Source organism: Terasakiella pusilla DSM 6293, assembly GCF_000688235.1.
GTDB lineage: Bacteria > Pseudomonadota > Alphaproteobacteria > Rhodospirillales > Terasakiellaceae > Terasakiella > Terasakiella pusilla.
Window position 1 is genome coordinate 1 of the sequence record NZ_JHYO01000013.1, and the last position, 17587, is coordinate 17587.

Annotated in this window: 17 protein-coding genes and 1 tRNA gene; 10 read left to right on the forward strand and 8 right to left on the reverse strand. The window is 50.8% G+C overall.

From position 1 onward, the window contains the following. A partial coding sequence (locus tag Q397_RS21965) for a transposase (protein WP_038012863.1) occupies positions 1-201 on the forward strand: 201 nt, incomplete at its 5' end. A 174-nt stretch (positions 202-375) separates the two neighbouring features. Here Q397_RS21965 and Q397_RS0110155 read toward each other — a convergent pair. Continuing rightward, complete coding sequence (locus tag Q397_RS0110155; protein WP_028879329.1) at positions 376-1698, reverse strand: acetyl-CoA hydrolase/transferase family protein; 1323 nt, start codon at positions 1696-1698, stop codon at positions 376-378. Positions 1699-1836: 138 nt separating this feature from the next. Between Q397_RS0110155 and Q397_RS0110160 the strand changes: the two genes are divergently transcribed. After that, positions 1837-2469 carry a class I SAM-dependent methyltransferase gene (locus Q397_RS0110160; protein WP_028879330.1) on the forward strand — a complete coding sequence of 211 codons (633 nt, stop codon included), beginning with the start codon at positions 1837-1839 and terminating at the stop codon, positions 2467-2469. A 28-nt stretch (positions 2470-2497) separates the two neighbouring features. Here the strand turns inward: Q397_RS0110160 and Q397_RS0110165 are convergent, their stop codons facing one another. Then, positions 2498-2782, reverse strand: coding sequence for a DUF1330 domain-containing protein (locus tag Q397_RS0110165; protein WP_028879331.1), 285 nt, complete (start codon positions 2780-2782; stop codon positions 2498-2500). A gap of 107 nt (positions 2783-2889) precedes the next feature. Here Q397_RS0110165 and Q397_RS21970 point away from each other — a divergent pair, with 107 nt between their 5' ends. Next, positions 2890-3759, forward strand: a complete 870-nt coding sequence (locus tag Q397_RS21970; RefSeq protein ID WP_051609907.1) for a LysR family transcriptional regulator — start codon at positions 2890-2892, stop codon at positions 3757-3759. An 86-nt stretch (positions 3760-3845) separates the two neighbouring features. Here the strand turns inward: Q397_RS21970 and Q397_RS0110175 are convergent, their stop codons facing one another. From Q397_RS0110175 to Q397_RS0110190, 4 genes are all read right to left on the reverse strand, one after another. Continuing rightward, complete coding sequence (locus Q397_RS0110175; RefSeq protein ID WP_028879332.1) at positions 3846-5453, reverse strand: fumarate hydratase; 1608 nt, start codon at positions 5451-5453, stop codon at positions 3846-3848. A 69-nt stretch (positions 5454-5522) separates the two neighbouring features. Then, positions 5523-6020, reverse strand: a complete 498-nt coding sequence (locus Q397_RS0110180; RefSeq protein WP_156950685.1) for an SspB family protein — start codon at positions 6018-6020, stop codon at positions 5523-5525. 97 nt (positions 6021-6117) lie between these two features. Then, positions 6118-6618 (reverse strand): hypothetical protein, encoded by a 501-nt coding sequence (locus tag Q397_RS0110185; RefSeq protein WP_028879334.1) that lies wholly within the window; start codon positions 6616-6618, stop codon positions 6118-6120. Positions 6619-6629: 11 nt separating this feature from the next. Then, positions 6630-8117, reverse strand: coding sequence for a carboxypeptidase M32 (locus tag Q397_RS0110190; protein WP_028879335.1), 1488 nt, complete (start codon positions 8115-8117; stop codon positions 6630-6632). 144 nt (positions 8118-8261) lie between these two features. Between Q397_RS0110190 and Q397_RS0110195 the strand changes: the two genes are divergently transcribed. Then, the gene (locus Q397_RS0110195; RefSeq protein ID WP_156950686.1) at positions 8262-8915 is read left to right on the forward strand and encodes a thermonuclease family protein; all 654 of its coding nucleotides are present in this window, start codon (positions 8262-8264) and stop codon (positions 8913-8915) included. Continuing rightward, positions 8915-9871, forward strand: coding sequence for a prolyl aminopeptidase (gene pip / locus Q397_RS0110200; RefSeq protein WP_028879337.1), 957 nt, complete (start codon positions 8915-8917; stop codon positions 9869-9871). The genes Q397_RS0110195 and pip overlap by 1 nt, the downstream gene beginning before the upstream one ends. On the opposite strand, the gene Q397_RS0110205 is transcribed toward pip, so the two are convergent. Continuing rightward, positions 9852-10646 carry a sugar phosphate nucleotidyltransferase gene (locus tag Q397_RS0110205; protein ID WP_028879338.1) on the reverse strand — a complete coding sequence of 265 codons (795 nt, stop codon included), beginning with the start codon at positions 10644-10646 and terminating at the stop codon, positions 9852-9854. The two genes, pip and Q397_RS0110205, sit on opposite strands and share 20 nt — an antisense overlap. A gap of 103 nt (positions 10647-10749) precedes the next feature. On the opposite strand from Q397_RS0110205, the gene Q397_RS0110210 reads away from it, so the two are divergent. The 5 genes from Q397_RS0110210 to Q397_RS0110230 all read left to right on the forward strand — a co-directional run bounded on the left by Q397_RS0110210 (position 10750) and on the right by Q397_RS0110230 (position 15548). Next, a complete protein-coding gene (locus Q397_RS0110210; RefSeq protein ID WP_028879339.1) occupies positions 10750-11178 on the forward strand; it encodes a DUF411 domain-containing protein in 429 nt (142 codons plus the stop codon). 43 nt (positions 11179-11221) lie between these two features. After that, a tRNA-Arg gene (locus tag Q397_RS0110215) sits at positions 11222-11298 on the forward strand. Positions 11299-11414: 116 nt separating this feature from the next. Then, positions 11415-13535, forward strand: a complete 2121-nt coding sequence (locus Q397_RS0110220) for an ATP-binding protein (protein ID WP_028879340.1) — start codon at positions 11415-11417, stop codon at positions 13533-13535. A gap of 88 nt (positions 13536-13623) precedes the next feature. After that, a complete protein-coding gene (locus tag Q397_RS0110225; RefSeq protein ID WP_028879341.1) occupies positions 13624-13818 on the forward strand; it encodes a hypothetical protein in 195 nt (64 codons plus the stop codon). 290 nt (positions 13819-14108) lie between these two features. Next, positions 14109-15548 carry a glyceraldehyde-3-phosphate dehydrogenase gene (locus Q397_RS0110230; RefSeq protein ID WP_028879342.1) on the forward strand — a complete coding sequence of 480 codons (1440 nt, stop codon included), beginning with the start codon at positions 14109-14111 and terminating at the stop codon, positions 15546-15548. 87 nt (positions 15549-15635) lie between these two features. Here Q397_RS0110230 and Q397_RS0110235 read toward each other — a convergent pair whose 3' ends face one another. Beyond that, positions 15636-17468, reverse strand: a complete 1833-nt coding sequence (locus Q397_RS0110235) for an SLC13 family permease (protein ID WP_028879343.1) — start codon at positions 17466-17468, stop codon at positions 15636-15638. Positions 17469-17587: the final 119 nt, after the last annotated feature.

Below are 17587 nucleotides of genomic sequence, written 5' to 3' on the forward strand. Positions count from 1 at the left end.
AAGGAAACTGTGGAACGCAGTTTTGCTGATGCCAAACAACTACATGGGCACCGCTATGCCCGTCTGAGAGGCCTGACTAAAGTGAAAGAGCAATGCTTGATGGCAGCCACCGCCCAAAACATCAAGAAAATCGCCCTCATCTTAGCCCGTCTCAGGTTTTTATGGCGATATTTACCCACTGGAACGCCCACATATGCCTGAAAATGAAGCAGTGGAGCAACCTGCTTAAAGAAATGTCCAACAGAACAAAAAAACACAACCTTATAGAAAATAACAAACCCCGCCAAAATTGACGGGGTTTGTCAGAGATCTGAAGCCTTTCCCCTGCATAAGAGGAAAGGCTTTTTCTTTAGTCACTGCGCACTCGGAATCGATTTACATCATTCCCATTTCATGAGCTTCTTTTTCCAGCTCTTCACGGAAATTTGGATGCGCGATATCGATTAAGGCACGGGCACGTTCCTGCAAAGAACGGCCTTTCATGTCCGCAATCCCGTATTCCGTCACAATATACTGGACATCCATACGGGGATCAGTCACGGCCCCACCCGTAATATGGGGGGTGATTCGCGAGACAGTGCCTTTTTTCGCCGTCGAATGAAGCGCGATAAACGATTTGCCGCCCGGTGACGCATAGGCCCCACGCACAAAGTCAAGCTGTCCGCCCGTCCCGGAGAACTGATGCCCGCCGATACTTTCCGAGTTCACCTGCCCGGTGAAATCAACTTCGATCGCCGCATTGACGGAAATCATATTGTGGTTTTTGCGAATCACGGATGGATTGTTCACATAAGCCACCGGATAACCGACGATGGACGGGTTATCATCCATAAAATCAAACATCGCCCGATCCCCAAGGGCCAATGTATAAACATGCTTATAAGGCAGCAGTGTTTTTTGACGACCATTCAAGACACCCTTTTTGATCAGATCGACCATGGGAGGAGAGAACAGCTCCGAATGAAGGCCAAGGTCTTTATGGCTATCCAATTGACCCATTACAGAGTTCGGCACTGCACCGATCCCCATTTGCAGAGTCGCCCCATCGGGAATACGTTCGGCAATGTAATGGCCGATTTTTTCGTCTTCGATGCTGCCGCCGCCAATAATCGTTTCCATCAAAGGCGGGCTATTTTCCACAATCATATCAACGTCAGTAATATGCAGCAGACATTCCCCAAAGGTACGCGGCATATTTTCGTTGACCTCAACAATGATTTTTTTGGCTTTGCGTACAACCGTTGCACCGTAGTCCGGGTTTGTCCCCAAGGAGAAATACCCCGCTTTATCCATTTTTGAAACCGTGACCACAAAACAGTCCGGTGAAATAGATTCTGTCAGCAAACGGCCTGCCTGATGGAACAGACACGGGACGAAATGCACCCATTCTTCGCCCTGATCATACCCTTGTTTCGCCAACTGGCGGTCATGCCCACTCATGAACAACGGGTGCGGTTTAATCACATCCATCAATTCCGGCACAAACAATGATTCGATCGCAGCAGCACTCGCATGCATGTAATAGACGTTCAGACGGGTGAACCATTTCTGTTTCGCACGACTCGCAACGGCTTCCATGATCGCCGGCGGCATTGCCACGCTCATCCCCAAGATCAGGTTGGAGCGATCAGCAATGCTGGCAACAGCATCATGGGCCGACATTTTTTTAGATTCGTATAGGTCAGTATAAAGTGACACGGGGTCCCCCTTCGTCATATCCGCGTTATCTTGTTATTAGAACAACATAACCGATCCTTTCGCAACTGCAAAAAGAAACTCTTTTGACAATTGTAAAAACTGTTTCAAACTCTCGCTCAACAGGAAGAAGGAGAGGACATGAACAAAGTCATCCAGCAGTGGAATGAGAAATATGACGGGGACGATCTGGTCTTTGGATCAACCCCCAACGGGTTTTTGACCACACAAGCGCCCCACCTTAAAAAAGGCGGCCATATCCTGTGCGTTGGCGACGGGGAAGGTCGCAATGGGGTGTGGTTGGCGGCGCAAGGTTTCAAGGTGCATTCCGTCGATGGTGCCATCAACGGGGTGACGAAAGCTCGTGCACAAGCCGAGCAACGCGGCGTTGCGGATCTGTTTACAGGTGAATGTGCGGATCTCACCCAATGGGACTGGCCAGTTGATCAGTATGACGGTGTGGCCTGCCTGCATCTTTACTTTATGCCTGATGAGCGGACCGCGCTCCATCACAAAATGATTTCGTCTTTAAAGGATGGGGGGCTTTTTATACTGGAAGTCTTTCACCCCGACAATGTGGGGCGAAATTGCGGCGGGCCAAAATTACGTGAGCTTTGTTACAGTGCGGATATGCTGCAAGCAGACTTTCAGGACATTGCCGAGATTCTGTTACTGGAAGAAACCGAAAGGACGGTTGCACCCTCAAGTTTTCATAGTGGCGGTGTCGGAAAGGTGACACGATTGGTCGCGAGGAAAAAAGGGGTGGATGAATAAACACCCCTTTTCCAATCGCAAATTCAGATCAGCCTAACAGATGAATAGACCAATTTGCCGCCTTCATGCGCAAGTCATGAACATGAGCAAGGTCTTCATCATAACGCCATGCTTTTGCCGCTTCGATAGTAGGAAAAGATAAAATCACCGCCATCTCAGCCTGCCCGTCTGCGCCTTCCAATTTTGTCAGATCGAGGCTGGAAGACACCAACGCACCATCGTGCTTTTTAAGGGCAGTCGGTGCATGCTCCCGGTATTTTCCCAATGCTTCAAGATCGATATTCTTTGCCAATGCAACACAATAAACCGTCATTTTCTCTCTCCATTAAACGGGTTATGAAACAATAAACAGAGACTAGCGCAGGTCAGGCTGTGCGAAAATTATGTAAATCTTCAATCCTCTTGTGCAATAATGCAGATATGAAAAGCTGGGATGATCTAAAATACGTACTCTATGTCCATCGTCACGGAGGCTTGAGCGGGGCTGCACGTGCACTGGGTGTCAACCACACCACGGTGTCCCGGCGCCTAACCACCCTTGAAGATCAGATGGGCGTGCGCCTTTTTGATCGACTGCCGGGCGGCTTAAAGATAACCATGCATGGGGAACGCTGTCTGGAAGCCGCACAGGTGATAGAAAAACAGACCCTAGATTTGGATTTATCCATCGCTGCGAAAGATCAAGATTTGGCAGGACCGCTTAAAGTTTCCGCCCCCCAATTGCTTTTTCAACTTCTCCTCGCTGAGATTGTTCTCAAGTTCAAAAAACAATATCCCCAAATAGACTTGACCCTGATTGCCACCACGGATGCAATCAACCTTTATCGACGTGAAGCCGATGTTTCCCTACGCGTGGTAAATGAGCCGGAAAGTACCTTGTGGGGGCGCAAAGCTTTCTCGCAAAACTGTATGTATTATGCGTCACGAGAATATATGGAGAACCACAAAGACAACAGCAAGCTGGACTGTATCAACTTTTTATGGCGTGGGGATGAACCAGCGGGCGAAGTCCTGAAAGCCTATCCAAACGCCCAGGTCATTGCAAAGTTTGACGACATGATCGCGGTCCTGGGTGCCGTGCGCGCCGGTATGGGGATTGCCCGTATGCCCTGTTTTATCGGTGATTCCCAAACGGATTTTGTGCGCGTACCCAATATTGAAAGGGCACCTTATCATGATCTCTGGATTCTCACCCATCCCGATTTGAAAGATGTCGCACGCATTAAGACCTTTATGCGCTTTGCGACCTTAGAACTTAAAAAACATGAAAAGGCTTTCTTGGGGGTCTAATCATTTTTCGCCTCACCCAAAAAATAAAAACCCCGCCTGAAGCAGTGCTCCAAGCGGGGTTTTCTGTGTTCAAAAGATCGCGAGGATCAGACGAATTCTTTAAAGAAGTCGTTGCCTTTGTCATCCACGATGATGAAGGCGGGGAAATCTTCGACTTCGATTTTCCAAATCGCTTCCATACCCAGCTCTGGATATTCCAGACATTCCATATGTTTGATGGATTTTTGCGTCAATTCAGCAGCAACCCCACCGATGGACCCAAGATAGAAACCACCATATTTGTTACATGCATCTGTCACCGCTTTGGAACGGTTGCCTTTTGCCACCATCAACATGGACCCGCCATGGGATTGGAACAAATCAACATAAGCGTCCATACGACCCGCGGTTGTCGGACCGAAGGAACCGGACGCATACCCTTCCGGTGTTTTTGCCGGACCGGCGTAATAAACCGGATGGTCTTTAAAATATTGCGGCAGTTCTTTGCCTTCATCCAACAGCTCTTTCAGCTTGGCGTGGGCAATATCACGCGCAACAATCATGGTGCCTGTCATTTTAACGCGGGTTTTCACCGGATATTGTGACAGGGTTTTACGGATTTCATCCATCGGCTGGTTCAAATCGATCGCCACTTCCTGCGCTTCGGCTTCATCCGCTGTTGGCAGATAATCTGCCGGATTATCACACAGCTTTTCAATAAACACACCGTCTTTGGTGATCTTGGCAAACAACTGACGGTCCGCGGAACAAGACACACCGATGGACACCGGGCAGCTTGCACCGTGACGCGGCAAGCGGATCACACGCACATCGTGACAGAAGTATTTGCCGCCAAACTGCGCGCCCATGCCCAATTCTTGTGACAGTTTAAGAACTTCTTGTTCAAACGCCACATCACGGAAGGCTTGGCCTTTATCCCCGCCTTTGGTCGGCAGGTTATCGAGATATTTTGCAGACGCAAGCTTGGTCGTCTTCAGGTTGGTTTCCGCAGAAGTGCCGCCAATGGTGATGGCAAGGTGATACGGCGGACAAGCCGCTGTGCCCAAGGTGCGGATTTTCTCATCCAAAAACGCGAGCAAGGATTTTGGGTTCAGCAACGCTTTGGTCTGTTGGTACAGGAACGTCTTGTTCGCAGACCCGCCACCTTTCGCCATGAACATAAATTTATACGCGTTGCCTTCTGTCGCATAGAGGTCAATCTGTGCGGGCAGGTTGTTGCCGGTATTGACTTCTTCATACATATCAACAGGGGACACTTGCGAATAGCGCAGGTTCAAATCCGTATAGGCTTCGGAAACACCTTTGGAAATTGCTTCTTCGTCCTGGCCGTCCACCCAGCAATATTTGCCACGTTTGCCCATGACGATGGCGGTGCCGGTATCCTGACACAAAGGCAAAATACCATCGGCGGAGATCACCGCGTTTTTGATCATTTCCAAGGCGACAAAACGGTCATTATCGGACGCTTCCGGGTCATCCAAAATCGCAGCCACCTGCTTCATGTGAGCCGGGCGCAATTTATGGGAGATTTCCTTAAACGCTTCTTTGGTCAGAAGGCGGATCGCTTCCGGGTCCACTTTCAGGACTTCTTTGCCATCCACTTCAATTGTCGAAACAAAATCAGACGTCAGTTTGCGATAATCTGTTGTGTCTTCCCCCAAAGGAAACATGTCATGATAAACGGTGTCGCTCATCTCAAATACTCTTTTTTATAGACTGTGAAACAAAGTAAAGGGCCGAAAATGGCCCTTTAGAAAATAGAATTACTTCTTCTTTCGAAACGCATCCAGCGCAACGACGTTATCTTTATTCTCATCCTCGTCCTTCTCCGCCGAAAAGTCATCGGCAACGGGATCATCATCAGGATCGTCATCGTCGTCCAGATCATCAGAATCATCCAGCAGTTCCATTTTGAACTGGAGGCCAAATTTGACGCTGGGGTCCGCAAAACCGGTAATGGCTTCGAACGGCACATGGATCGGTGTTTTGATATCATTGAAGCTGAGCACGATATCAAAATACTCGTCCGTCACTTCAAGGTCCCAGTATTCATGTTCAATCACAATCGTGATTTCTTCCGGATACTGATCGCGCAGGCTATCTGGCATGATCACTGCGGGATGGTCTGTCGCAAAAGTGACGTAAAAGTGATGCTCACCCGGCAAGCCGTTTTGCTGACAATAGCTCAGCGCCTTGCGGACGACACTTTTAAGCGCGTCTTCGATCCAGCGGTCGTAACGTAGGGTTTCCATATTATCCATAAAGGCCTTCACCGAAAGGAAGTGTCAGAATTGCCCCTACTATAGAACTCTTAAGCAAGGCAGGACAAGTGTGCTTTGGAAAAAATAACAACTTTTATCATCGTCTACGCCGTTCCGGCCCCGTATAGGCAGCCTGACGTCTTCGCTCTTCTTCCATTGCCTTTTCCACGGCTTCGTCATCATCGGGGTCCACAAGGTCGGTCGCACGATAGGGGTAGGTGTATTTTTGAACCAATGGTTCCCCCGTATCGATTTGCCCGTCTTCATAGCCCTGAATGGTCTGATCCACAATCGCATCGATCAACAGTTTGGTGACTTTACGCAGACAATTGGGATCATAGAGATATTCTTTGTCAAAAATGATCTTTTGCAGCTGAACCTGATGATGGGTCACGAACTTAAGCAACAACAGCGCAAAAGCTTTCTTTTCAATATAGATCGGCGCGATATCGAGAATGTCCTTCAAGGACAGATAGACAAGGTTAGGAAAGCTCGCCGTTTGCGGCAATTCTTCCAGATAGCCGACCACATCATTAAAGTAGTTTGCCCGTTCCGCATCCAGTGTCTTAAGTGCTTTTTCAACAATTCTTTTATGCATAGGTTGCTCCCTTAAGACGAATATCTACCTTTAAGATGCGCGATAAACACTTCTGGATCAAGGGGCTTTCCGGTCGCTTGGATCAACAGGTCTTTGGTGGACAAGCTCGACCCTTTGGCGTGAATGTTTTCGCGCAACCATCCCATCAAGGGGGCAAAATTGCCTTTTGCGATCTCGCCTTCCACATCCGGCACGGCCTTTTTGATCGCATCGAAAATCTGTGCCGCCGTCATAGCCCCCAGCGTATAGGTCGGGAAGTATCCCCACGCCCCGTCATACCAGTGGATATCCTGCAAACAGCCATCGCGGTCATTCTCAACTGTGACGCCCAACATATCTTTCATCATGCTATTCCAGCGCTCGGGGATCTCCTCGATCTGCATGTGTCCTTCGATCAAAGCGCGTTCCAGCTTATAGCGCAGGATCACATGGGCCGGATAGGTCACCTCATCGGCATCCACACGGATAAAACCCGGTTTCACCTGACGATAAAGGTTGGTCATATTTTCCAAGGACCACGCAGCCCCTATCCCCTCAAAGGTCTGTTGCATGTGTGGATGCGCGTAAGTCAAAAACGCATCGGACCGGCACACCTGCATCTCCACCAGCAAAGACTGGCTTTCGTGCACACTCATGCCGCGGGCTTGTCCTACGGGCTGATTGCGCCAATCTTGCGGCAAGCCCCGTTCGTAAAGCGCATGTCCTGTTTCGTGCAGCACCCCCATCAAGGCGGAGGTGAAATCGCTTTCATCATAGCGGGTGGTCAGGCGCACATCATCGGCTGTCCCGCCGCAAAACGGATGCATGCTGACATCAAGGCGTCCATGGTCAAAATCAAACCCCAAGGCCGCCATAAACAAAGCACCCAGCTCTTTTTGTTTTTCAATGGCAAACGGACCTTGGGGCATCTGCACCGTCACGTCCTTCTGCTGATCCTGCACGGTCTGTAAAAAGTCTGGCAGGAAACCTTCCAGTTTTTCAAAGATCGGATCAATCTCGCTCGCTTTGCCATCAGGTTCATACTGATCCAGCAACGCATCATACAGGGAACACCCCAGCTTATCGGCCTTCGCCGCTGCGGCTTGGCGGGTCAGATTAAGCACTTCCTTCAACTGCGGGGCGACCTTGGCGAAATCCCCTTCGGCACGTGCCTCACGCCAGACCTGCTCACAGGCGGATGTGGTGCGGCTCAGGGCTTCGACCAAGACTTCATCCAGCGCAGTGGCGTGGGTATGGGCGCGGCGCATCTCGCGCAGGTTTGCCGCTTGCCAATCGGTTAAACCACCTTCCTGTTCTGCCTCATCCAACAGGTCGGATAAGCGATCCTCACACATCATGGAATGGCTGAGCGTTGCCAATAAGGCCATTTGCTCCATACGGGACTCCGCGCCGCCTTTAGGCATCATCGCGGCCATATCCCAATGTAAAATGGACGAGGCATCGCCCAGTACATGGATCCGTTTGAACTGTTTTTCCAATTGTGTGTATGATTGGCTCATGTCATTTTCTTCTTTCAGTCACCCAACAATCCCATGCGGCTCATCTGCCCTAAGACAAGAAGCAACCCCAACGTGATCATGATAGCAAGCAGCGTAAATCGATTCATCGACGCCTCGATTATAAAATTTATCGTCTGTGCGTTTGTGGGACTTCTCCTTGTTGAGGTCAAGCCTTCAGCAGCACAAACTTCACGCGATGAAGTCGTCAGCCTCACCCTGCCCTTTGAACTTCACTTGAAAAAAAGCGGCCCCGTGCGCCTCGCCGGATTGCTGTATGACAAAGACGCAACCGCCTTAAACAGCTACGTCAAAGCCGGTGATAAAGTGCGGGTGCGCCTGCTCAGTGACCAGCCCGATCGCTATGGACGAAAGCCCGCCCATGTCTATCTTGCGGACAAACGCTGGCTTCAGGGTGAACTGGTTCGTGATGCCCATGCCACCCCGTACCCATACGAAGACGAAGAAGACAATATCCGTGATCTCTATACCCTTGAACACCCTGCCAGCCATGATGCCCTTAAAGATAACATTCCGCTGAACAGTTTTGCGATTGTGAAAGGGACTGTGCGCGATGTTGCCCATGTGAAAAACACAACATATCTAAACTTTGGAGAAAACTGGCGCACCGACTTCACCGTCAAAGTCGTCAAGCAAAATCATAGGTTCTTCAAACGTTTCGGCTTCAACCTGGACACCCTCAAAGGACAGACCCTCCAAATAAGAGGGTGGGTTTCCAAACAAAATGGGCCTATGATAGAGGCTCGACATCCCACACAGATAGAAGTGATCAAACCCTGATGCCCTACACCCACACCACAGACCTGTTCCCCGCCCTGACACCTTACACATCCGGTCAACTGGATGTGGGCGACGGGCATCTGATTTATTGGGAAGAATGTGGCAACCCAGAAGGTGTGCCCATCCTCTTTTTACATGGTGGACCGGGGGCCGGGACCTCTTCTATCCATCGGCGTTTTTTTGATCCGGCCTATTACCGCATCGTTTTGCTGGACCAGCGCGGCTGTGGACGTTCCACCCCTGCCGCCTCTATCCATGCAAACACGACTGATCACCTGATCGCAGATTTGGAACAATTGCGGGAACTGCGCAAAATTGATCGCTGGTTTGTCTTTGGCGGGTCATGGGGCAGTACACTTGCACTTGCCTATGGCATTGCCCATCCTGATCGGTGCCTTGGCTTTATCCTGCGCGGCATCTTTATGGGGCGGGAATGTGAGCGCGACTGGTTTATCAACCGCATGGGCACGTTTGAGCCGGAAGCCGCGCGCAAATTCCAAGAATTCCTCCCCGTTGAGGAACGCGCCAATCTGTTAGATAATTATGTCGCCCGCCTCAATGATGATGACCCGACAGTCCACATGCCTGCCGCCATCGCGTGGTCATCCTATGAGGAAGCCTGCGCGACCCTTTATCCGAACACACCGGCAAGCCATCCAGACCCGCATAGCACCCTGTGCCTTGCCCGTCTGGAGGCGCATTATTTTAAGAACAACTTCTTCATGGAGGAAGGCCATCTGTTAAAGAAACTTCATCGCATCCTCCACCTGCCCTGCATCATCGTGCAAGGGCGCTACGATGTGGTTTGCCCCCCCATGACGGCAGAAAAGCTGGCACGTAACTGGGCAAAAGCGCAATATGTCGTCGTCCCCGATGCCGGACATTCCGCGCTAGAACCCGGCATCCGCGCCGGGTTGGTCAATGCGACTGAGACCTTTAAGTCTCTATCAAAGTAAGCGCTTTCCAGATACCGGGCCAGGTGGTCAGGTCCGCCCATGTGGTCAGCAAGGACACCACGCAGCGTTTCTCACTCTTGACCAACACGCCCTCCTCCAAGGACAGGTTTACCCGTCCGGACAGGGCGCCATGTTGGCGTTTTAATTCGGCAATCAACGGGTCGGGGCATGCGCACAACAGTCCCGCATTCCATACATAAGGGCCGTGTTGCAACGTTTGCTCCACCAGCTCACGGCTGGGGCGTTGATGGATCGATGGGACATGATGCCCGCTATAGCGCGTATCCAGTCTGGCCCCGACTTCCAAATAGCTGTGCTCGCTGGACAGGCGATCCGCCACCACGCCAAAAGACACCATGTAGCCTTTTTCTGCGGTCAAACAAGCATCCGTCACCGCACGCATAAAAGCCCCTTGGTCTGCGACAAAATGATCGGAGGGGATCACCAGCAAAGGATAAGTCTCCTTACGCGCCATCGCCCACTCTGCTGCCACCAAGGCCGCCATTGCCTCGCCCGCGGTTTCATCCAATAATAAAATTTCTTCATATTCGTAGGCGATATCGTCGCATTGATCCTGCACGATATCCTTCAATGCAGGTGTTGTGACGATCAACGGCAACAAAAATTCCGGATCACTGACCCGTTCCAGCGTATCCTGAAAGGAAGAATCCATGCCTAAAAACGAAAGAAACTTTTGGGGGCATTCAGCAGTGGAAAGAGGATGCGCGCGCAATCCGTCCGTTCCCGCCAGCACAACCGGTCGAAGCGTAATCATGCAGGCTTTATAATTTTTTTTCGGCCTTCCACCAACTAGAAAGACACAATCCGGTCTTATTTCAGGCGTAAAAAAAGATCAAACAGATTGAAGGACATCTAAAATGAAATATGTTTTTGCATTCCTAAGCCTCTTCCTCCTGACGCCAGACGCCCATGCAGAAGGCGAAAAGATCACCGTTTACAAATCGCCTTACTGTGGCTGCTGCACCGCCTGGAGTGACCATATGCGCGAAAACGGCTTTGATGTGACAGAAATCAAACGCGACGATATGGTTGCTGTCAAAAACCAACTGGGTGTCCCCGCCAAGCTGGAATCCTGTCATACCGCCAGCATTGACGGCTATGTCATTGAAGGTCACGTCCCGGCAAGTGATATACGTAAACTGTTGCAAGAACGTCCCAAAGCCGCGGGTCTATCCGTCCCCGGCATGCCCATGGGCTCCCCCGGTATGGAACAGGGCGACCAGAAAGATCGCTATGTGTCAGTCTTGTTCGACAAAGACAACATGAGCATCTTCAACCAGCACTAAGACGCTTGATTTTTCAAACAGGCTTGATAGTTTGCCCCCATGCGACCCCGTAGCTCAGCAGGATAGAGCAACGGATTCCTAATCCGTAGGTCGGAGGTTCGAATCCTCTCGGGGTCGCCATGTATCAAGCCTGTTTTACAATGACAAAAGCACGTCCCTCTAACACAACCTTCAACTAAAAGAATATACTTAGAGTTATCGTAAAATCGTGGTACCCTTCGCGCGGGAGTTATGTCATGCTAACGCGCTTTTACTTTGTACTTCTTGCGATTCTGCTTACAGCCACCCTCAACGAACCAGCACAGGCGTTGACGGAGGATTTTTTTAGCGACCACGCTGCGGTCATGCTCTTGATCGACCCTGCGGATGGGCAAATCGTCAAAGCCAACAAGGCCGCCGCCGATTTTTACGGCTACCCCCTCTCCAAGTTGGAGCGCAGCAAGATCCAGGACATTAACCAGCTCACTGCCGAACAGGTCGCCGAAGAACGCCAACTCGCGAAAGAACAAAGCCGATCCTATTTTATCTTCCCGCACAAAATGGCAGATGGCACAGTTAAAACGGTGGAAGTCCACTCCAGGCCCATTTCAATCGACGGGCGGCTTTTGCTCTACTCCACCATCCATCCTCTGGCAGAAAATCAGCAAGAACAAACCAGCCTGACCCAATATCAGGATAAGCTCGAAGCCTCCCTTGCCCAACAGGCCCAAGCGCTGGAAAGTCGAACGAAAGCCATCATTTTTCTGTTAAGCAGCGGAATCATCCTGACGTTCTTTCTCCTGAGCTATGCCATCAAGAAAAACCGCGATTTAAAAAGCGCCAATACCCTTGTTCGATCAGAGCGCCAAAAACTGGAAGAAATTATCTGGGGCACCAATGTCGGGACATGGGAATGGAATATTGTAACGGGTAAAACCGTCTTTAACGACATATGGGCAGAGTTGCTCGGGTACAGCCTCTCAGAACTCGCGCCCACCACCATTGAGACGTGGACGCAATTCGTTCACCCCGATGACTTGCCGGACTCTCAAGCAAAGCTCGATGCCTGCTTTACACGTACCCACGACCATTACAATTGCGAATGTCGCATGCGCCATAAGGATGGCCGCTGGATCTGGGTTCTGGATCGCGGCAAGGTCGTGGAATGGACAGAAGACGGCAAGCCACTGCGCATGGCCGGCACCCACACCGACATCACCTATCACAAAGAAATGGCCCAGCAACTGACGCAGGCAAAAAAAGAGGCTGACGCCGCCAACCTTGCCAAAAGCGAGTTTCTCGCCAATATGAGCCACGAACTTCGGACTCCCATGATGGGGATACGGGGTGTTCTAGACCTTTTGCGCAATGATGAAAGCGTTACAAAAAGCGCCAGTGATTTGCTGGACAGTCTTGATGTCTCCAGCAAATCACTGATGGCCTTGCTTGACGACATTCTCGATCTCTCCAAGATTGAAGCGGGTAAACTCAGCCTCCATCCGACGCCTTGTGAACCCGCAATCATCGTCAAAAGTCTCGTCAATATTTTCGCCACCAGTTCCTCGCAAAAAGGCATTCTCATTTCAACCAATGCCGACACATACGACACTTATTGTTGTGCGTTGGACGAACTGCGTTTTCGCCAGATTCTCGCGAACCTCCTCAACAACGCGGTCAAGTTCACCAGTGAAGGTGAAATTCATGTGGGTATGGCGCTGACCTCCCATACCAACCACGACACGCTGTGCATCCGCGTCACCGACACCGGGATCGGCATGTCAGAAACAGAACAAGCCAAAATCTTTGAACGCTTTAAACAGGCTGAAGGCGGGACCACACGCAAATATGGCGGCACCGGACTAGGTCTGGCCATTTCCAATGAGCTGACCGCCCTGTTCAAGGGGACATTAGAAGTCGAAAGTACACCAGGGGTCGGCACGACTTTCACGCTACAACTCCCCGTCCTACCCGCAGATAAAAGCGATAACACAGCAAAAAGCCTGAGCCTCCCACCCATGTCGATTCTCTTGGCCGAAGACAATACCATTAACCAAAAGGTCGTTTCACGCATGTTGATGCAATACGGGCACGAGGTTTCGATCGCCCCTGATGGGCTACAAGCGGAGGAACAAGCACAGGCGCGCCCCTTCGACCTGATTTTGATGGATATGCACATGCCGGAGATGGACGGGGTCGAAGCCACACGCACAATCCGCCAAAACGATGGCCCCAATCGAGGGACGCCGATCATCGCCTTTACCGCAGATGCCATCGCCTTACACCACGACTCTTTCCGTGAAGCCGGTGTCAACGGCATTATTACAAAACCTGTGATATTTGAAAAGCTCACCCACGAAATCAGTAAGATCATTCACTAGTCTTTGGGCGCGTGTCGTGCAGGTTCGTTTGCAATTTTTCAAGGCCTGTGATAGGGTCAAAATTGGTCAATATGAAAGGAGATCCAGAATGGATATCTCGACACTCGCAGCCTACAGCGTCGGAATGGCGCAGGGCATGCAAAAACAAGAAGCCAACGTTGCCATGACAAAACAGGCAATCGAAAGCAACACTGCCGCCGCACAAATGCTGAGTGAGCAAGTTGCCGATCAAGCCAAAGCAGCCGCGGCTGCCGCAAGTGGCGGTATCAACATCAAAGTCTGATTGTCAGAACAAGCTTAACCTCTTGACTCTGCACGCTTCCGATTTACCGATCGGGGGATAGGATAATCTGGGTCTATTCATTAGGCCCAGACTTTTCTGTTTGTCTGTAAACATGCGCCTTTCAGAGTCAGTTTAGGGTTTTCTTTTGCAACCAGTTTTGCTATCTACGGGCACAGAATTTGGGGGCCATGTTGAGAAACTGGATTCTGGACAACGTGACACGGGCGTTCCTGTCTTGAATCTGCAATATGGCTATTCCTGCTTTTTTATATTGTATGAGGAATATGAGTATGACGGATTCGAGCGCTGCACACTTTGATAAGTGGAAAGAGCAACAAAGTGCTGCTGAACAAATGATCCCGCTGGTTGGCCAATTATACCGCGACAACGGGGTTACAATCCGCGTCTTTGGACGCCGCATCCAAAACCACTCTACCATCGATATCCTGAAAGCCCACCGTTACTCCAACCAAATGGTTGGCGAGCATCTGGACGTGCGCAAAAGCCTTGAGCTGCTGCAAGTCATGATCAACATGGATCTGGCACCGGCACGTGTCGATATCGGCAAGCTGTGCTACAAATTCATGAACGAAGGCGGCGACGCTACTCAATTCCTCGCAGAAGAACTGTCCAGCATCAACACGGGTAAAGGCACGATCCTGCAAGAACCGCAAGACGTTGTTCTTTACGGTTTCGGTCGTATCGGTCGTCTGCTGGCCCGCATGATGATCGAACGCGTGGGCGCGGGTAACAAAATGCGTCTGCGTGCCATCGTTGTTCGCGGCGGCAAAGAAGGCGATCTGGCAAAACGTGCCAGCCTCTTGCGTCGTGACTCCGTCCATGGGGCTTTCAACGGGTCCATCAACGTGGATGAAAAAGAAAACGCGATCATCGCAAACGGCGTTTACATCAAAGTGATCTATGCCAACTCCCCTGCTGAAGTTGACTACACCAAATACGGCATCAAAAATGCATTGGTCGTGGACAACACTGGCCTGTGGCGTGACGAAGAAGGTCTCGGCCAACACCTGAAATGTCCGGGTGCGGCAAAAGCCCTTCTGACAGCGCCGGGTAAAGGCAACATCAAAAACATCGTTTATGGTGTAAACCACGAAGATATCAACGACGACGACACCATCCTGTCGGCTGCGTCTTGTACAACAAACGCAATTACACCGGTTCTCAAAGCCATCAACGACGAATTCGGCATTGAAAACGGTCACGTTGAAACCATTCACTCTTACACCAACGACCAAAACCTGATCGACAACTACCACAAAGGTGACCGTCGTGGCCGTGGGGCGGCGTTGAACATGGTTCTGACCAGCACAGGCGCGGCAAGTGCCGTTGCAAAATGTCTGCCGGAAATGGCGGGCAAATTGACAGGCAACGCGGTTCGCGTCCCGACACCAAACGTGTCCATGGCGATCCTGAACCTGAACCTGAAACGCGACACAAACAAAGAAGAAATGAACAACTATCTGCGTGACGTGTCCTTGTATTCTTCCATGCAGGATCAGATCGATTACACCGCTTCTACAGAGCTGGTTTCTACCGACATGGTGGGGTCTGTTCACGCCGGTGTGGTTGACAGCCAAGCGACCATCGTTGATGGCAACCGTCTGGTTCTCTATGTCTGGTACGATAACGAGTCAGGCTACAGCGCACAGGTGATCCGCATGATGCAGGAAATCGCCGGTCTGAAAATGACGACGGTACCTTCAGCATAACTCACTGCTGTCGGATCAAACGATCTACAAAAAACGGCTGAGGATGTATCTTCCTCAGCCGTTTTTTTATGCCGGATTGTATCTCCCCTAGAATCCGTAAATCATCGGGAGAATAAAACTAAAAACAGCCAACAACAGGACAATCAACGGCACCCCGACCTTTGTAAAATCGATAAAATGATAGCCCCCTGCGTTCATCACCAGCAGGTTTGTTTTATAGGCCATCGGTGTTGCGTAACTCATGTTCGCACCAAACAGAACGGCCAGCACGAACGCTTCCGGCGGCAAGCCCAAACGGTTGGCAATGGTAATCGCAATCGGCGTACCGATCACGGCAGCGGCATTGTTCGACACAATATTGGTCAGCACCGCCATGACGATCATCAGTCCCGCCAACACAAAGGCAGGCGAGGCACCATAGGTCAGGGCCAAGAAAACTTCGGCAAGATAATCCGCCCCACCGGTTTGCAACAAAGAAGACCCCAGCGCCAAACTCGCCGTCACGATCAGGATCACTTGGGCGTTTAACGAGCCTGCGGCATCCCGCCAGTTCAAACACCCTGTCATGACCATCAACAGCACGCCACAGACCGCACTGATGGTAATCGGGACAATGCCGACCGCAGCAACCAGCACCACCCCCGCCATAATGGACAAGGCAACAGGCGCTTTCTTGGTATGGGGCAAATCTTCGGTCGCATCCAGCACCAAGACTTCGGCAGCCTTTTTTAACTCTGTAATATTTTCTTCCGTCCCCTGCACCAACAGCACATCCCCGGTGCGCAGGACCACATTACTCATGTCTTTTTGCGAGATATATTTCACCTGCCCCTCACGATGCAGGGCCAAGACCACCAGATGGTGTGTCTCATCAAAGCGGGTGTTGGACAGCGTGCGCCCCTGCAAGGGCGATCCTTGCGTGACCACGATCTCCGCAATCTGCTGACCTTCCGCGCGCAGTTCAATATCTTCATCCAAACGCACGTTATCTTCGTTGTAAAGTTTAGTACCGAGCGTTTCTTCATATTCCTTGAGGTTTTCCGGTGTGTCCCGCACCGCGATCCGGTCCCCTTCTTTCAAGATCATATCCGGCAAGGGCACAATACGACGATCTTCGCCACGAAAAATCTGCGCAACCGTCATGTTGCCACCGGATTTTTCGATCACCTCTGTAACCGTTTTGCCATTGGCGAAGCTTTCTTCCTCCACATGCAGGTGTCCGACAAACACACGTGGCGAAAAGTTGCCAAGGGGCGTATCGCGATCCCCCAACAAGCGCGGTGCCACCAACCACAGATAAATCACTGCCACACTAGCCGCGATCACCGCTGGCAGAAAAAAGTCAAACATGCCGAAACGTTCCATGCCGAGATCACTTGCAATTGTCACCACCAGCAAATTTGTCGAGGTGCCAATGGTCGTGCTCATGCCGCCCACAATGGTGGCAAACCCCATGGGCATTAACAGACCGGAAGCTTTCTGTGAGGTGCGATGCGCCACGCTGACCAAGATCGGCAGCAGCAGCACCACAATCGGTACATTGTTGACAAAGGCACTCAACAACCCACTGATCACCAACGTCAACAAAAGAGATAAAGACGGACTATATTTCCACAGGGTCGCCAACAGACGGCCCAACGGTTCCAGCGCACCGGTCCTGACCAAGCCGTTGCCCACAATCATCAAGGCACACACGGCAATTAAGGCTTCATGTCCAAAACCACTGAAGAAGTCATCACCTCGGAGCTGCTCGCCATTTGCCTCATAGGGGAAAAGCTCAAAGCCGATCAGCAAAATCACCAACACCATCAAGCTGGAGGTTTCCAGTTTTAAGTGCTTACTGGTGAAGAGAACAAGAGCCAGTCCAACCAGGGCGAGGACGGCAATACCGTGCGGATCAGGAAGAGGTGGAAAGGACATATAAAAAAACCTTTATCTTTTTTTTAGCATTTACTCATTTCGAATTTAGGCGAACTGCCTATCTATAAAAGGGAGCCCATTCAATAATCAGTTGTTTTTACTGTAAATCATTAGAGAGG

Excerpts from the sequence above, each read along its gene's own strand:
- Q397_RS0110210 (WP_028879339.1), top strand. The coding sequence starts at position 10,750 with ATGAAATATGTTTTTGCATTCCTAAGCCTCTTCCTCCTGACGCCAGAC.
- Q397_RS0110165 (WP_028879331.1), bottom strand. The coding sequence starts at position 2,782 with ATGACGGTTTATTGTGTTGCATTGGCAAAGAATATCGATCTTGAAGCA.
- Q397_RS0110205 (WP_028879338.1), bottom strand. The coding sequence starts at position 10,646 with ATGATTACGCTTCGACCGGTTGTGCTGGCGGGAACGGACGGATTGCGC.
- pip (WP_028879337.1), top strand. The coding sequence starts at position 8,915 with ATGCCCTACACCCACACCACAGACCTGTTCCCCGCCCTGACACCTTAC.
- Q397_RS0110175 (WP_028879332.1), bottom strand. The coding sequence starts at position 5,453 with ATGAGCGACACCGTTTATCATGACATGTTTCCTTTGGGGGAAGACACA.
- Q397_RS0110225 (WP_028879341.1), top strand. The coding sequence starts at position 13,624 with ATGGATATCTCGACACTCGCAGCCTACAGCGTCGGAATGGCGCAGGGC.
- Q397_RS0110185 (WP_028879334.1), bottom strand. The coding sequence starts at position 6,618 with ATGCATAAAAGAATTGTTGAAAAAGCACTTAAGACACTGGATGCGGAA.
- Q397_RS0110220 (WP_028879340.1), top strand. The coding sequence starts at position 11,415 with ATGCTAACGCGCTTTTACTTTGTACTTCTTGCGATTCTGCTTACAGCC.
- Q397_RS0110190 (WP_028879335.1), bottom strand. The coding sequence starts at position 8,117 with ATGAGCCAATCATACACACAATTGGAAAAACAGTTCAAACGGATCCAT.
- Q397_RS0110235 (WP_028879343.1), bottom strand. The coding sequence starts at position 17,468 with ATGTCCTTTCCACCTCTTCCTGATCCGCACGGTATTGCCGTCCTCGCC.
- Q397_RS21970 (WP_051609907.1), top strand. The coding sequence starts at position 2,890 with ATGAAAAGCTGGGATGATCTAAAATACGTACTCTATGTCCATCGTCAC.
- Q397_RS0110230 (WP_028879342.1), top strand. The coding sequence starts at position 14,109 with ATGACGGATTCGAGCGCTGCACACTTTGATAAGTGGAAAGAGCAACAA.
- Q397_RS0110180 (WP_156950685.1), bottom strand. The coding sequence starts at position 6,020 with ATGGATAATATGGAAACCCTACGTTACGACCGCTGGATCGAAGACGCG.
- Q397_RS0110160 (WP_028879330.1), top strand. The coding sequence starts at position 1,837 with ATGAACAAAGTCATCCAGCAGTGGAATGAGAAATATGACGGGGACGAT.